This window comes from Neobacillus niacini (genome assembly GCF_031457145.1).
GTDB lineage: Bacteria > Bacillota > Bacilli > Bacillales > Cytobacillaceae > Neobacillus > Neobacillus niacini_J.
In genome coordinates this window covers 42,065-58,861 of the sequence record NZ_JAVDVZ010000009.1, presented here as the reverse complement: position 1 = coordinate 58,861, position 16,797 = coordinate 42,065, and the positions used below count along the sequence as shown (strand labels likewise).

The following is a 16,797-nucleotide window of genomic DNA, read 5'->3' as shown; positions in this document are numbered from 1 at the left end:
AACAACAGCCTCTTTCATAGAAGAGGCTATCATTTTTCCATTTTTATTAATAAACTTTTGCCCAAGTTGATTTACTTTGATTCCAAGCCTTATCCATCGATATTATTTCCAATGATGAACCTTGAGCCTGCGTCTTAATACTAGCCTTAAAATTCCCATAACTATCGGTAGTTGTTTTACCGACTAATGTAGTCCCTTTAAAGATATAAACAGTTGAAAATTTTTCGGCTTTCCCAGACACAGTGGTTGAGGTATAAGTAACCTTGTTGACTGTTGGCGCTACTGGAGGAGTTTTGTCAACAACAGTAACATAGGTATATGAGCTTTTGTTACCTGCTGCATCCGTTGCATCTGCTGTTAAGCTCGTACCTGCTTTCTTGGCTGCTGTCATTTTAATAGTGAAGTAACCGGTACTAGTTGCAGTGCTTTGACCCAACGTTGTAGATCCTTGCTTAATAGTAACTTTAGAGCCCGCTTCTGCCTTTCCTGTTATTATTGTTTGATTGTCACCGACAGAGTTAATAGTTGGTTTTGCAGGAGGACTCTTATCAATAACTGTCACGGTTGTAGGAGTACTAGTATTTCCTGCATTATCTTTTGCATAAACTGATATTTTTGCACCTGCTGTGAGTTTCGGTACAGCTACACTATATGTTCCATCGGATAATACTGTACCTGTTCCAATTGTTGTGGTTCCGGATTTAATAATTAATGTTGAAAATGGTTCAGCTTTGCCCTTTACACTTGTAGTAATATTACTAACCGTATATACAGTTGGTTTTGCTGGAGCAGTTTTATCCACAACTGGCGGTGTATAGAAAGGGTTTACAACTTTAAATTGGATAACATCTGAATAATAATAGTCTGAAGCGTACTCTGAAACACCTACTCTTATGTAGATGTATTGTTGGTTTTGAAATAATGATTTACTTCCCAATGAATTTAATCGAAGATTAGTAAAACCATATGTATCAAATTCAGTTGCATCTATGTACTCTAGAGTACCCCCATTATTTTTAAGAAATTCTACATTAATAATAGAATCCTTAGAATAGCTATAATCTGAATCATATAGGATCTGAACATTTAAATCAGTTGATGAATAGCTTGATACGGTTTCAAAAGTAATATAATGGTACGAATACCAACTATCATATAAATAATCAACGTAAGAACCAGCTGTTTTTAGTGGGTAGTCTGCAGGTGAATAGGATTGATTAACGGACAAAGATTTTTTAGGGAAACCCCCTGGTGATGTACTGGTAGTAATTTTACTGATTAAACTTTTTGCTACTGTTGCGTTTTCCTGACCATGAGCAGAAATTGGTAAAGCAATTAAGCAAATAAAGAGTAAACAAAATACATTTCTTAAATTTTTCAAATTATCATCTCCTTTACAATGATATTTTACTAGGTATTTTTTCCTAAAACTAGTAAAATTTTTTATTTTATGGAAATAATATACTTAGACAATTATTGGTAGGCCCTTAAAAAACATAAAAACAATGGAATAAACACGTTTTAGCTCGCAATTTGTAGAAAAATAGGCTATTTCTTGTGAATTATTATGATATAATTGTATATTGTTAGTAGACATTTGTAATTTACTGTAATTGCCATATAGAAATTTTAAGATATTTGTTACTATTTACTCTGTAGTCACGAGATAAAGAGAGAGCTAGAGATAAAGAGAGAATACAGGGAGGGTCTTTTTTTTGAAAAAGATAAGAAAAGCTATAATTCCAGCTGCAGGATTTGGAACTAGATTTCTTCCAGCAACAAAAGCAATGCCAAAAGAAATGCTACCAATTGTAGATAAGCCTACAATTCAATATATAGTAGAAGAAGCAATTGCCTCAGGTATTGAGGATATCATTATAGTAACTGGTAAATGGAAACGTGCGATTGAGGACCATTTTGACTATGCTCCTGAATTGGAACGTTCACTTTATGAAAAAGGTAAATTTGAACTACTTGAGAAGGTTCAATTTTCTTCTAATCTAGCAGATATGCATTACATTCGACAAAAAGAGCCTAAAGGACTAGGACATGCGGTTTGGTGTGCAAGGAATTTCATCGGAAACGAGCCATTTGCCGTACTGTTAGGTGACGATATTGTTCAAAGTACTACACCATGCATAAAACAACTGATTAATCAATATGAGCAAACAGGATCTTCTGTGATTGGTGTTAAAACAGTTAGTGATGCGGAGACACATCGTTATGGAATCGTGGATCCAATTGCTATTGATGGTAATTTATTTAAAGTAAATAGCTTTGTTGAAAAACCTAAACCAGGAACAGCTCCTTCAAATTTAGCTATTATGGGACGCTACATTTTAACACCAGAAATTTTTAATTATCTTGAAGAACAAGAAACAGGTGCTGGCGGTGAAATTCAACTTACAGATGCACTTCAAAAGCTAAATCAAAAACATCAAGTATATGCGTATGATTTCCACGGTTTACGATATGATGTAGGTGAAAAATTGGGGTTTGTGAAAACCACACTTAAATTTGCTTTACAACATGAAGATATGAAATATGAACTACTTCATTACATGGAGCATTTGATTAAGGAAAGTACAAAAGTTGTCGATTAGAAAGGAGTCAAACAATGTCTAATATTCCACATGCTGCAGAAAAAAATTATGTCGTAGTAGAAAAAAGCGTTGAAATAGAATCTAAAAAGAAAAAATCTTATAAGGTTTTCAAAAGAAGTATTGACATATTTGGCTCTTTTTTTGGAATCCTATTGTTAGGGTTTGTCTTTATTATTACTGCATTAGCCATTAAACTCGAAGATCCGAAGGGACCTGTCTTTTTTTCTCAAAGACGAATTGGCTTAAATGGGAAAGAATTCAATATGTATAAATTCAGATCAATGATAACTGACGCAGAAAAGAAGTTGGACAGTTTACTAAAGCAAAACGAGGCTCAGGGTGCCATGTTTAAAATGAAAGACGATCCAAGAGTAACTAAAGTGGGAAGGTTTATTAGAAGAAAAAGCATCGATGAACTTCCTCAGTTATTTAATGTCCTAAAGGGAGACATGAGCTTAGTCGGTCCAAGGCCACCACTACCAAGAGAGGTTAAACAATACTCAAATTATGACAAACAAAGACTGAAAGTAGTTCCTGGTTGTACAGGACTATGGCAGATTAGCGGTAGAAGTTCACTTGGATTTAGGGAAATGGTAGATCTAGATTTGAAATACATTAAAAATCGCAGCATCTTGTTTGATTTGAATATTCTTATTAAAACTGCTTTCATGTTGGTAAGTAATAAAGATGACGCTTATTAAGTGGGTTGTTTACAAAAGGAGGGTCATTCTTAATGTTAAAGAATGTCCGAAATTATAGTACAATATCTTATGTTCTTCGGATATATGAGGACCAAATTTATTTTAAAAGGATATTGCCCTATATTATTGTTTTGCTTTTATTCCAAGATCTACTTGCAATAAATATTGGAATTATTAGTAAACCTTTAGCCAATATTATTAATCATTTTGATGAATTATTAATATTGATTTGTTTACCCTTTATACTTCTTTACTATAAAGAGCGAAAATGGAAATTTGATTTTCTATTTCATATACTAATGGTGGTTTTTTCCTTAGGGTTAATTTCAAGTATTATTCATAAAGTTCCTTTGATTATTCTTATACAGGGAGCTATTTTAATGTTTAAAGGGTTTATTGTTCTTTTTATTTTTCGAAGTATATCATTTACAGCTGCTGATCTTAATAAATTTTCTCAACTCTTTAAAAAGATTACCTATATTGTTTTATTTTTTGCGGTGATTGATGCTCTTTTTTCACATCAATTTAGAGGATTAATTAATACCGATCATAAATTTGATATTCGGATGGGAATAATTAGTATTCAATCGATATTCACTCACCCGAGTCTATATGGTTGGTTCTTGGCAATTGTTGGATTTTATTTATTATCATCGTATTCAGTTAATAATAATAAGAAGAGTGGATTAAAATCATTAGTACTTTTTATTGCATCAATTTTTTCTTTTCGTTTTAAAACAACAATAGCCATTTTATTTAATTCACTATTTGTCTTAGTCCAGCAACGCTTTAATATAGCTGGACTTAAAAAGTTTAGACAATCTAAGGCATTTCTGCCTGTTATTATTGTAAGTTCTATAGTAGCTATAGTTGTACTTTATGCAGTTGTTCAATTGTCGGTTTTGACGATACAAAGATATATTACAATCGATTATACAGAATCCGCTAGGAAAGCTTTGTATATATTCGGATTTATTATTGCCTTTACACAATTCCCTTTTGGAGTAGGATATGGACGGTATGGGAGTTGGACAGCTAGGGAATATTATAGTCCTGTATATGTAGAGTATGAATTAGATAAAATATACGGTTTATATTCTAAAGACCCCAAATGGGCTACTGATACCTACTGGCCGTCAATTATGGGTGAAGTAGGAATAATAGGAGCTATTTTGTTATTATCAATATTTATTTATTTCATCCTATATATATATATAGGGTATAAAACAATTCAAAAAATGGAATATAAAGTTTTTTTTCTGTTCTCAATAATGATAATTACTCAAAGCCTAATTGAATCCCTTGGTGAACAAGTATATAACAGTGGACCACAATATTTATTTATCTTTGCAATAATTGGTATTTCACTTTCAATTATTCAGGAACAAATTGGTGAATTACATTTGGGTATTGCTAATAAATTTCGCAAGATTTTGACCAAAATGCAAGCAAAAAAGGAGTTTTAATATGAAGATTTCAGTAGTTGGTACTGGATACGTTGGTCTTGTATCTGGTGTGTGTTTCTCGGAATTAGGGAACCAAGTTATATGTGTAGATAAGGATCAAAGAAAAGTTGATGTACTAAATAAATTACAGTCACCTATATATGAACCAGGTCTAACAGAATTAATCGAGAAAAATTATAGGGAAAAGAGATTAGAATTTACAACTGATCTCTCATATGGAGTAAAAAATTCCGATATTGTTATCATAGCAGTTGGAACGCCTCCATTGCCAAATGGTGAAGCAAATTTATTATATATTGAACAAGTCGCAACTGAAATTGCAACAGAAATGAACGACTATAAAATAATTATGACAAAAAGTACAGTCCCAGTTGGAACAAATCACCGTATAAAGGAAATTGTGAGTAATTTAACAAAGTTTCCATTTGATGTTGTGTCTGTTCCTGAATTCCTTCGTGAAGGTTCAGCAGTTAAAGATACTTTAAATCCAGATCGTATCGTAATAGGAACCGAAAGCGAAGCTGCAATGAAAATATTAACAGATCTGCACAAACCGTTAACAGATAATATAATCGTTACAGATATAAGAAGTGCAGAAATGATTAAATATGCTTCTAATGCATTTTTAGCAACTAAAATTTCATTCATTAATGAAATTGCAAATATATGTGATAAAGTAGGGGCTGATGTAACAAAGGTAGCAGAGGGAATGGGCTATGATAAACGTATTGGAGCAGCATTTTTAAATGCTGGTATTGGATACGGGGGATCATGTTTCCCTAAAGATACAAATGCATTAGTCCAGATTGCTGGAAATGCAAACTATGATTTTAAGTTATTAAAGTCAGTAATTGAAGTTAACCAAAACCAACGTTTTAATATTATGGAAAAGTTGAAAGCCTCATTAACAACATTATCTGGGAAAACAGTAGCTGTATGGGGATTGGCTTTTAAACCAAATACAGATGATGTAAGAGATGCACCTGCATTTGAGATTATTTCTGAATTAGTGGCTAATGGTGTAAAAGTAAAAGCCTTTGATCCTATTGCACAAGAAAATTTCAGAACTCAATTTAACCATCCTGATATCCAATGGTGTGAGAGTCCATTAGATGCTGCAAAAGATAGTGACGCAATTTGTTTGTTAACTGAATGGGATGTGTTCAAGTCCATTAACTTATTTGAAGTTCAAAATGTTATGGCCAATCCAGTATTAATTGATGGACGGAATGTTTTTTCGAAAGAACAAATCAGCCTAACAAAATTTGATTATAAATCAATAGGTAGACCAGGTATAAAAAACGAAAAAGTATTAGTTAAATCTTAATAGTGTAAAGCCTTTAAAGACGAGATGACTTTAAAGGCTTTATTTCGGGGTATTTTTTTGAAATTTATGGAAAATATAGAAGTTGATTAATTTTAATATTAAGTGATAATTAAGGGCTGGTGTAAACTTCATGGTTTTTAGCAATTTAGTTTTTCTTTTTGCATTCCTTCCTGTTGTTCTATTATTATATTATATTGCCAGAGTGGATTTGAAAAACGCAGTCTTACTGATTGCTAGTCTAGTGTTCTACGCATGGGGCGAACCTCAATACGTATTTTTAATGCTATTTTCCATTGGAATGAACTATTTATTTGGTTTAGGTGTTCAAAAGTTTAGTACAAATATTCTATGGAAAAAAACTATATTAATCATATCTATTATTAGTAATTTGTTAGTAATAGGGTATTTTAAGTATAGTTCTTTTGTGCTAGATAATCTAAATGCTATTTTAGGTACAAGTTGGAATGTTGGAGAATTACCACTGCCTATTGGTATTTCATTTTTCACTTTCCAGGCAATGAGTTATGTGATTGATGTTTATAGAAATGACGCAAAGGTGCAAAAAAGTTTAACTTCATTGGCATTGTACATTACTTTATTCCCACAATTAGTTGCTGGTCCAATTGTACGTTACAATGATGTAGAAGAGCAAATAACAAGAAGAAGTGTAGATATAAATAAGTTTAATGACGGAATAAAACGTTTTATTATTGGCTTATCGAAAAAGGTACTTGTGGCCAATGGATTTGCAACTATTGCTGATTCTGTTTTTACTGCTCCTGCAAATGAATTAAGCGTTGCAACAGCTTGGATTGGTATTATTGCTTATTCTTTACAGATTTATTATGACTTCTCTGGTTATAGTGATATGGCAATTGGACTAGGAAAGATGTTTGGTTTTGACTTTCTAGAAAACTTCAATTATCCATATATTTCAAAAAACGCATCGGAATTTTGGAGAAGATGGCATATCTCTTTGAGTACCTGGTTTAAAGATTATCTTTATATTCCATTGGGAGGAAACCGAAAAGGGAATTTAAAAACATTTCGAAACATTCTTATAGTCTGGACCGCAACAGGCTTCTGGCATGGGGCAAGCTGGTCATTTATGATCTGGGGTTTCTATTTTGGAATCTTAATTTGTTTAGAACGTTTTGGATTTTTAAGCTTTTTAAATAAATTGTGGACTCCGCTGCAACATGCTTATTTGATTTTGGTTGTAATGGTAGGTTGGGTATTTTTCCGTGCAGATAACTTTTCTTATTCATTTGAGTTTTTACAATCTATGTTTAATTTGAATCAACAAGCATTATTTGATAATACTAGTATTTTATTTTTGCATGATAATATAATCTTATTTATAGTTGGTATTTTATTTAGTACGCCTATCTTACAAAAGATTAAACATATTAATATTAAAAGTTCTAAGACTTTTAGTTCTTTAAGTTCATTTTCCTCCTCTGTTGTATACATGATATTAATGTTTGCGGTAGTTGTTTATCTTGTTAATTCAAGTTACAATCCATTTATTTATTTTAGATTTTAAGGAGATTATTAATGTATGATTATCAGAAAAATAAATAAATTAAGTTTAATCATTCTTTTTTTATTTTTTATATTTTCAACCGGACTTTATTTTATTTTTTCCCCTGATTTAGACGAATCCCATGTAGAATACAGGACATTGGCACAACAGCCAGATATGACCGTAGATTCATTTGCAAACGGTGAATATATAAAGGATTACGAAGAATATTTTACAGATCAATTTCCTGGCCGAAATATCTGGTTAAAGTTATATCTCAATCTTGAAAAATTAACTGGTAAGACGTTTTTGAATGGGTATTTGGTAAAAGAAGATGGTTGGATAATACCAGAACCAAATGATACTTTTACAAAACACCCTCTGAATTTGGCGACTAGTAACTTGAATGAGTTTGCTGATTTTGCCTCAAAAACGGGTGCTGAAATTTACTTCTTTTTGTTACCACATAAAGTTAATACAGTAGAAGTTGACACACCTTCTTATATTAATAAAGGTGTAAATGAAGAAAAGAGGAATTATTTTATTTCTAATGTTTCCAAAGAGAACTTAAAATTTGTAAATTTAGGGGATATCTTCAAAGAAAAGTTCTCACAGGATGAAATTAATCAAATGTATTTCAAAACAGATCACCATTGGAACATTACTGGCGCATTCAATGGATATAAAGAAATAACAAACTTCTTAAGTGATAATTCCCAATACTTTACTGAAGTGGAAAATGAGTATATTACCAAGTGCTATAACAAGAATTTTGAGGGTAGCTATAATCGACAAGTTTATAATATTGTAGATCTTAAAACAGACAGAATTTGTGAGACCTTACCTAAAGATAATAAATTTAGTGAATTTAAAGTAAGTGTAAATGGTAACAAAAGTTCGTTTGAAGAGGTCTATGGAAGTGGGATTGAAACAAAAAGCAAGTTAATTTATGCTGATGTATTTACATTCGACTTAAGAAAGATTAATATAACTAACCCAAATTTGAAAAAGGGAAATATACTGATTGTCAAGGATTCATATGGAAGTCCAATAATTTTTCATCTTGCCCAGCATTATAATAAAACGACCGTAGTTGATTTAAGACACAGTAAAAAACAAGACTTGGTAACAATGGTTAAAGAAAATGAATATGATTCCATAATGTTTTTATATAATGATGCTGCTTTACAAGGTGATTTATACGAATTTAGAAAAGCCCCTAAATAAATGGGGCTTTTTACTCTTTTATGTTGAACATCTAGTCAATTCTATTTGCTCCCCCATGAGTAAATGTTAAATAGGGAAATGAGACATTTGCGGTCAAGGGTCTTTCTTCAAATACGATCCTTTTTGCCGTTTGATTATTATAGTAAGCGGCTAATATCTCAAAATAACTTATTGATGCGGGATAATCGCCATTAATACTATTTTCATTCATTTTTTTTCTTATATGTTTCATTTCATCTACTTTTCCTTTATGATAGGGAAATGTTTGAGGTTCGTTGGTCCACTTAACCAAATTATTAAATGCACCTTCCAAGCTTTTTCCCTCCTTTGATACATAATCAAATAAGTAAACTCCATTAACTTTTGCAATTTCTGCTGAAAGCGTTTGTGGTTGCATGCTAAAATGTGAATACCAAATACCATAATTGCCTTTCCCATTATTTCTAGTTACTTCATATTTTAAGTGCCCTAATTCATTCATTTGATGGTCAATGAAAAACTTCCATCTGTCAATAGACTTCAAGAATAGTTTTTGGTCATTAAGGTAGGTTGCAGTAGAAATGACCAATAATAGCCCCCAATTACCCCAATTGTTTTGTAAGTTCATTGTATGATTAGGTAGAATTTTATCGGATAAAAACTGCTTGAATCTTACTCTATCTTTTTGCTCCCATTTTGAGGAACTTTCTAATAAAGAGGCAGCAACAATCATCGAAGGAAAATTACTACTTATAACGAGGGGAGTATCTTCTTCGTCCCTAATCGTGTTAACGTTATTACTCCAAGCATTAATAATCCGAATTGCACTTTGGGCATACTGACTGTCTCCAGTAATTTGGTATGCTAGTGCTAATTCATAAGCATTATTGGCATCCTTAACGAGAGGGTCCTTGCTTTTAGAATGCCCTTCCGGATTTATGTAAACATATGGGACAAAAAAGTCAACGGGTGGTTGAGGAGTATAATCTAATTTACTATTAGCAGAGTTTAATAATTTTATCCACTCTGAGTAGGTAGGCTCCTCTTTATTATTTATTTGGGCTCTAATCCTATTTATCTTTTTATCATCAATAAAAACGGGGTTATTAATTTTGGGGTAAACTTTACCATAAAATTGATCACTATATAATCTCTTTTCATGGTATTTTACAGAAATAATACTTTGTTCCGTTTTTGAAAATGAGAAAGAAAATAATTCTTTAGGAATTAGATAAAAAATACTAATAAGAATAATTAATAAGAGCCCTAAAACAATATTTTTTCGGCAACTCAATATTATTCCTCCTTTCGTAAAGCTTACAACTATAAAGAAATTTAGGGAATAAAATAATAAAAAGAGGGTAAATCCCTCTTTTTTTATTCTACCATAAGTTTTTCTTAAGAAGCGTTCACTTTACCCTTACGTTTCGGTAATTTAATTGAATAACCTAGGAAATGGAGAGTAGGTAGATACGTAATAAGGAATAAAATGCCGCCTAGAAATAAATTTAATAATGAGATATTAAATTTAATACTAGGTCTGGCTATAAACATGATTAAACATTGAGATATTATGATTAATAAATAATGAAAGTTTGTTGTTCCTAACCTAATATCTAAATTCAATTTATATTTGCCGATTATTAACAATGTAAAGTATTGAAAATATGCACTTATTGTTGTTCCCCAAGCTACTGCATCTGCCCCCATACTATCAAGGAAATAGTAACTGATAAAGATATTTAATCCAAAGACTGATAACAGCCCAATAACTACAGGATAAATCGCCTTTTCTAAAGCATAATAAAATCTTGTAATGTACATGTTTGCCGCATGCGCATGCATGCCTATTACGAATATTTTCAGCATTGCTGAGGTAACATCTGTAGAGTTTTTATCAAAGGAACCATATTCAAAAATAAAAGAAACGATATCATTTGAAAAGAAGTAAACAAATATTGATAAAGGAATAAGATAGAGAACAAGTAGATGGTCACCTTTTTTGAAAATCTTCCCAATTTCACTAAATTCCTTATTCGCCGCTTTTTTCGCCAATAAAGGATATATAATTGTTGTTACGCTAGTCATTAAAATTGTCTGAGGCAGCTGAACAAGTTTTGTAGCATAATTTATAGCAGCAATATATCCCTCTGTAAGGTACGAGGCGAAAAATCTCTGGGTGATAAAATAAAATTGTAAAGTAGCTCCGCCTAAAAGAATAGGAATTAATATTTTACTCATTCTAATCAAATCAGATTTGTTTGAATAATGAAGTGATAGAGAAAAAGGGAGAAATCCCCCTTTTTTTAATTCAATAAAGAGCAATAAAAACATGATAAGTGCACTTAATAGTGCTCCCCAACCATATGAGTAAACTCCAAGGATAGGATAGGCAAGGAGTACAAACAGAATAAAAACAAGATTGTTAATAAAAGTTGAAAGGCTTGCTCCTATATATTTTCCATGTATATTGAGAACTCCACTAAACCACATAGATAATACAAGGAAAAAGGTAGAAGGCGTTGTAATGAAAAATAGGGTCTCCAATATTTCTTTTTTTTCTCCAACAACACCAGGGAACATTATACTAATTGTCTTATTATTAAATACCAACAATATTATAGTAATTACTAATACTATTATTGAACTATAAGTTAATATAACTTTCTTGAATTGCTCCTTGTTTAAATCGCTGTCAATTTTATTGTAAATACTGATAAATGAAGTAGTAATTGCCCCTCCTAAAACTAAATACAGAAAATTAGGAATTGTATAGGCGAGAACAACGTTATCAGCCATAGATGAGGTTCCAAATTGTGTTCCAATAATAATTTCTCTAATGAAACCCATAAATCTGGTTAATAAATTTATTAAAGTTACGATTCCAATTAGACCAGCGAGAGTTTTTAATTTCATTTCATTTTATCTTCTTTCATCAACTTAACTATTTTCAATTAAGGTGTAGATTTTTTGTAATTTATTGATTACTTTATCTGAATCACTTTCTAGTGCTTTTTGATAAGCTCGTTCAATAATGTTATAAGAGTTTTCTTCGTTTAACAAAACATAAGAAATAGTATCCTCTAGCTCCTTGTGATTTTTAGGTGGAACAAGGAAACCAACTCCGTCTGCTAGTAAATACTGTAGACCACCAACTCTTGATGCAACAACTGGAACTTTACAAGCCATCGCTTCTAGTGCAACTAATCCCAGACCTTCAATATGAGAAGGTAAAACAAACACATTTGATATACCCATCCATTCCGAAATTTCTTTTTGAGTTTTGGGTTCTAATATAGATATATCTTTTAATTTGTTATCTTTTATAAATAACTCTAAATCTTTGAAGAATGAAGGGTCTTTTTTTGCTCCGATAATTACAAGTTGAGTATTTGAAATATTTATATTAATATTTTTGTAGGCTGTTACTAATTCTTTAACGCCTTTTTGTTTTATGATATTCCCAACAAAAAGGATTACTTTTGTTGAGGCCGGTATTCCAAAGTTATTTCGCAGTTCATTCTTATTCTTAGGGCAAAATATTTTCGTATCTACACCCATATTAAGAACAGTTATTTTGTTTGAAGGTATATTGTATTCAGTAATAACATTTGAATATAATTGATCGCCAACACAAATCACGTAATCGGCTTCCTTAAGAATAACTTCTGTACACTTCTTGAAGAACTTATTTTTTTTTGCCATTTTATCAATGTCACCGCCATGGGCAGTAACGACCAGCGGTATATTGAACAATTTTTTATAAAACAACCCCAAAATGCCAGTAGGAAATATATAATGAACATGAACTATATCATATTTCCAACCTTTAGTGAGTAAATTGAAACAAAAATATAAAAACCAAGTAATATATTTCTTCAATACATTTATTTTATCCATACTTGGGTCTTTTATAGCTAAAATATCCACTGACATCCCAGCTAATTCAAGCTGTTTTGCTTGATTTTTAACAAAAATACCAAAGGTGGGTCCTTTTTTACTAGGAAACATATTACTAATGATTAAAACGTTTTTCACACTCTCACTCCTATATTACTTTATTAAGGCAGATAACTGTTTTATACCCTTTGCAGCTTCTTCTCTTAATGAATGGGAGATAGAGATATAGTTATCTTGAACTTCATTCCAATTATTTTGCATACAATTTAATAAATTCACCAATAAATTGCTGTCAGTATCTAACTCGTTAATTTTCAAATAAGAAGAGTGTTGGTTGATCACTTTCATAAAATCTTCTACCTTTTGATGATATCCAATTCCAATTATTGGGGTTTGTGCAGAAGAGGCTAGTATTAATGAGTGGAGTCTTGTACCAATAATTACATCCTGCTCAGAGCTTAGAGAGAATATTTCCTTTGGAGTTAGATTTTTCTCATTAATGTGAACATTTTTCTTATTTTTCATTAGATTAAAGATATCTTTGGTAACTTGAATATCCTCAGGAAATTTTGTCGAATAGAATGTAATATTAACATCCATTTTCTTTGCTATTTCATCCAAGTTTTTAGCTAAACCGTTAATATAAGAATGATATTTTTGAGGATCGGTTGTTGGCCAATAATTATTACTAAAATATGGTACAGCTGTTACACCAATATTAGTTATTATATTTCCTCTTTTTACAGATTTGGATTCACTTACAAAGAAGGCAGGATCACCAATTACTTCTATTTTCTTGTTTATTCCTAGAGATTCTAATAGCTTTTTGGAATTCTCGTCTCTAACAGATGCAGAATCAGCTTTGTTAACCAATGTCCTTATAATTGTTTTTCCTAAAGTTGTATTTATTGGACCAGCACCCACACCGTAAATGACTACCTTACATTTTTTAAATTTACCCAATAATCCTAATGAACCGTAAAGAGGTGCATCTCTTTTATACATGTCCATTAGGAGACCACCGCCACCAATAATTAAAAGGTCTATGTCTCCTAATAACTTGGAGTGGTTTTTAATAGTGGTAAGTCCAGTAGTTAGGATATTACCTTTTTTGTACATTAAGGGATAGGATTTTATATGATATCTATTAGTGGTGTTTTCTACATTATTTGTAAAAATAACTATATCTTTTTCCTCAATGTTTAAATTGTTTTTTAATTGTTCTAATATTCCTGTTAAAATTGCTTCGTCTCCATTGTTATTATGACCATAATTTCCTACTATACCGACTCTCATAAAATACCCCTCTTATTCATTTCTTCCTATTATATGGTGGAAATGTATTCACTTATAGAATTGAGTAATTCTTCATTGTTAAATGTTAAATAATCATAATCTTTTTCTTTTATTATTTTTAACTTTTCCTTTAATTGCTTTATATCTCTAACTAACTCAACGGCGTTTTTAGCTTCAAACAAGCCTGCAATTTCTAACTGATGGTCGTCAACATGTTCATGATATTTTGACAATCTAGGAACAACAAGTGTCTTTTTCTTTTTCTTCATGCAAGTTATTATTGAACTCGTACCTGCATGTGTAATGATAACTTGAGCAGAGTTTATATAACGCTCTATTTCAGCTTCAGATAGAAATTTAAAGGTCTTGTAATGATTAGGTTTATAGTTTGTATAACCTATTTGAGCAATTATTTCTTCTTGTATTATGCCTTCACTAACTAAGAGATCAAGCTCTTTAAATAATCGATCAAAAGGAAACTTCTGAGTTCCTACAGTAACGAATATCAATAGATAGCCCCCTTATATTTAGCTTTTGGATAATGTTTTTTTAATTCTTCCCATTGTATATAAAAGCGGTCGGCAAATTTATAAATAATTCTACCAGTAATGGTTGGAGTGTCAATCTTTGCGAAACTCTCAATGAATAATATTTTTGAGCCAAGAAGCTTTCCTAGAATACATGTTGGAAGAACTGCCCCAGCCCCTGTTGAAATAATTAAAGTGGGTCTTTCTTTTAGTACAATAAATAAAGAATATAAAATATTAAATAAAAAGACAAAAACAAAGTTAATATTCTTCCTATCCTGCTGTGTTAAATAGTAAACATTATATTTTTCTTTAAGTGCCTCAGTCGAGGTATGTTGCTCTGTAACAAAATAAAAGTTTTCATTTTTGACTATGGGTACTAACTGTCTTAATTGAGAGAGATGTCCCCCTGTTGAACTAATTAAGCAAACCTTTTTTCTCTTATTCATTGCAAACTCCCTACGTATAAATTAGTAAATTATTAACTGTAAGTTTAAATTATTTAAAAGAAATAACTAAAGAAGTAAATAATACAAGTTAATTTTCCTTTATTATTATATAACAAGAGTGATTATATTATTTTATTTAATAAATATTAAATCACAAAACAACACCGTTTCATCGTTTGAAACGGTGTACATTCAAAATTTATTTAATTTCTAATTGCTCTTTTAACATAGTTGTAATTCTTTGTTTTTCTTCAGCAGGAACCATATAGTAATATACGCCATCGATTTTAGTACCACCGCCGTTAATTTGTGTTTGTTCCATTGAATTGCTTGCAGACTTGTATTTACTTTGGATTGTAACCATTTCATTAAATGTTAGATTTGTTCTGACATTATTACCTAGAGCACTAAAAATATCGCCGAAATTTGTAAGTGAGTTAAGACTTGCACCTTTTTTAATTACGCCTTCAATTATTTGACGCTGCCTTAATTGACGGCCAAAGTCACCACGTGGGTCCTCTTTTCTCATACGAGTGTATTTTAAAGCTTTTTCTCCATTTAGGGTTAACTGCCCTTTAGTAAAGTGAACGCCCTCATAAGTGAAGTCTAGATCATTTTGAACGGTAACTCCACCAACAGAATCTACAATTTCCTTAAAACCTTCCATGTTAATTTGAACATAATAATCGATTGGAATATCTAGGAAGTTTTCTACGGTGGCTATTGACATTTCAACTCCGCCAAAAGCGTAGGCGTGGTTAATTTTATCCTGTACCCCTTTCCCGACAATTTCAGTTCTGGTGTCCCGAGGAATACTAACCATTTTTACAGAGTTGTTGTTGGGGTTAACAGATAGTACGATAATGGAGTCAGATCTGCCCCTGTCATTTTTCCGTTGGTCTACACCTAGAAGAAGTACTGAAAATGGTGTTCCTTGTTTTAAAGAAACATCTTCTTCCCGTTTTTCTGATTTTTCCCTTTCTAAAGGTTTATGCATCGTCTCTACGGCACCCTTTAGGGAATTATATACTGTAAATGCGTATGCACCTACTGCCAAAAATAAAATAATAAATGATATAATAAGGACTTTAACCCATTTTCGCTTTTTCTTTGTTGACTTTTTATCTAATCGAGAACCCATTATTATTGCCTCCTAAGGAAAATAAACAGCATTAATAGAATACCAAAAAACGGCAGTAAAAAGAATAGTTATTTTTGTCAAATAATCGTTTTTTCGACAAAAATCACTTATAATAGAAAAAAACATTGGAGGTTAATGTGAAAGATTTAATTTTAATAATAACCAGTATAATAAACAGTTTTCATGATATTTTAATGGACCTCGCAAGTGAGTCAGGATTAAACTTAACTGATAAAGATCTACATTTATGGGTTTTTGGAATTATCGGTATTGGATCTTTCTTTATAGTCCATTTATTATTTAAATCACTTTCAAAGTATAGTATTACAGCCATCTCTTTTATTTATACTTTCACTGTCATGTTAGTACTAGTTTTTGCCATCGAAATTCAGCAAAAAATAACAGGTAGAGGGCAGATGGAATTTGACGATGCAGTTATTAGTCTATGGGGCTTCCTTCTCTTTTTTGCGGCTTTCTTAATAATAAAGGGAATGTTCTTGTTGGTGAAAAAACTTTTAAAAAAACAATAAAGTTAACTTCGCTCATTACAGGGCGAGCAGGCTTGAAACTAAATGAACGAACATACAAAACTCTTCAGTCCCATCAGGAGAGTTATTTTTTTATAACATTTTTCAACATTTTTTTAAATTAGTACG

At 31.3% G+C, this 16,797-nt stretch carries 15 protein-coding genes; 7 read left to right on the top strand and 8 right to left on the bottom strand.

What is annotated here, in order from left to right:
- Positions 1–46: 46 nt before the first annotated feature.
- The gene (locus tag J2Y03_RS19405) at positions 47–1,381 is read right to left on the bottom strand and encodes an Ig-like domain-containing protein (protein WP_310197024.1); all 1,335 of its coding nucleotides are present in this window, start codon (positions 1,379–1,381) and stop codon (positions 47–49) included.
- Positions 1,382–1,715: 334 nt separating this feature from the next.
- On the opposite strand from J2Y03_RS19405, the gene galU reads away from it, so the two are divergent.
- The 6 genes from galU to J2Y03_RS19375 all read left to right on the top strand — a co-directional run bounded on the left by galU (position 1,716) and on the right by J2Y03_RS19375 (position 8,849).
- A complete protein-coding gene (gene galU, locus J2Y03_RS19400) occupies positions 1,716–2,603 on the top strand; it encodes a UTP--glucose-1-phosphate uridylyltransferase GalU (protein WP_310197021.1) in 888 nt (295 codons plus the stop codon).
- 14 nt (positions 2,604–2,617) lie between these two features.
- Entirely contained in the window at positions 2,618–3,304 is a 687-nt protein-coding gene (locus J2Y03_RS19395) for a sugar transferase (RefSeq protein WP_310197018.1), read from the top strand.
- Between the two features lie 32 nt (positions 3,305–3,336).
- Complete coding sequence (locus J2Y03_RS19390; protein ID WP_310197015.1) at positions 3,337–4,770, top strand: hypothetical protein; 1,434 nt, start codon at positions 3,337–3,339, stop codon at positions 4,768–4,770.
- A 1-nt stretch (position 4,771) separates the two neighbouring features.
- A complete protein-coding gene (locus tag J2Y03_RS19385; RefSeq protein WP_310197013.1) occupies positions 4,772–6,097 on the top strand; it encodes a UDP-glucose dehydrogenase family protein in 1,326 nt (441 codons plus the stop codon).
- Between the two features lie 130 nt (positions 6,098–6,227).
- Positions 6,228–7,643, top strand: coding sequence for an MBOAT family O-acyltransferase (locus J2Y03_RS19380; RefSeq protein ID WP_310197011.1), 1,416 nt, complete (start codon positions 6,228–6,230; stop codon positions 7,641–7,643).
- Positions 7,644–7,658: 15 nt separating this feature from the next.
- The gene (locus J2Y03_RS19375; protein WP_310197008.1) at positions 7,659–8,849 is read left to right on the top strand and encodes a DHHW family protein; all 1,191 of its coding nucleotides are present in this window, start codon (positions 7,659–7,661) and stop codon (positions 8,847–8,849) included.
- A gap of 31 nt (positions 8,850–8,880) precedes the next feature.
- Here the strand turns inward: J2Y03_RS19375 and J2Y03_RS19370 are convergent, their stop codons facing one another.
- The 7 genes from J2Y03_RS19370 to tagU all read right to left on the bottom strand — a co-directional run bounded on the left by J2Y03_RS19370 (position 8,881) and on the right by tagU (position 16,141).
- A complete protein-coding gene (locus J2Y03_RS19370) occupies positions 8,881–10,122 on the bottom strand; it encodes an alginate lyase family protein (RefSeq protein ID WP_310197004.1) in 1,242 nt (413 codons plus the stop codon).
- Between the two features lie 104 nt (positions 10,123–10,226).
- Positions 10,227–11,744: a murein biosynthesis integral membrane protein MurJ gene (gene murJ, locus J2Y03_RS19365; protein WP_310197001.1), complete on the bottom strand. Its 1,518-nt coding sequence runs from the start codon at positions 11,742–11,744 to the stop codon at positions 10,227–10,229.
- Between the two features lie 24 nt (positions 11,745–11,768).
- Entirely contained in the window at positions 11,769–12,866 is a 1,098-nt protein-coding gene (locus J2Y03_RS19360) for a glycosyltransferase (protein ID WP_310196998.1), read from the bottom strand.
- Positions 12,867–12,881: 15 nt separating this feature from the next.
- Positions 12,882–14,024, bottom strand: a complete 1,143-nt coding sequence (locus J2Y03_RS19355) for a polysaccharide pyruvyl transferase family protein (protein WP_310196995.1) — start codon at positions 14,022–14,024, stop codon at positions 12,882–12,884.
- Positions 14,025–14,053: 29 nt separating this feature from the next.
- Positions 14,054–14,533, bottom strand: a complete 480-nt coding sequence (gene pssE / locus J2Y03_RS19350; protein ID WP_310196992.1) for a PssE/Cps14G family polysaccharide biosynthesis glycosyltransferase — start codon at positions 14,531–14,533, stop codon at positions 14,054–14,056.
- Positions 14,530–15,000 (bottom strand): PssD/Cps14F family polysaccharide biosynthesis glycosyltransferase, encoded by a 471-nt coding sequence (pssD, locus tag J2Y03_RS19345; RefSeq protein ID WP_310196990.1) that lies wholly within the window; start codon positions 14,998–15,000, stop codon positions 14,530–14,532. The genes pssE and pssD overlap by 4 nt, the downstream gene beginning before the upstream one ends.
- A 199-nt stretch (positions 15,001–15,199) precedes the next feature.
- Positions 15,200–16,141 carry a polyisoprenyl-teichoic acid--peptidoglycan teichoic acid transferase TagU gene (tagU, locus tag J2Y03_RS19340; protein WP_310196987.1) on the bottom strand — a complete coding sequence of 314 codons (942 nt, stop codon included), beginning with the start codon at positions 16,139–16,141 and terminating at the stop codon, positions 15,200–15,202.
- A gap of 137 nt (positions 16,142–16,278) precedes the next feature.
- Between tagU and J2Y03_RS19335 the strand changes: the two genes are divergently transcribed.
- Positions 16,279–16,671 (top strand): hypothetical protein, encoded by a 393-nt coding sequence (locus tag J2Y03_RS19335; protein WP_310196985.1) that lies wholly within the window; start codon positions 16,279–16,281, stop codon positions 16,669–16,671.
- The last annotated feature ends 126 nt before the right edge of the window (positions 16,672–16,797 follow it).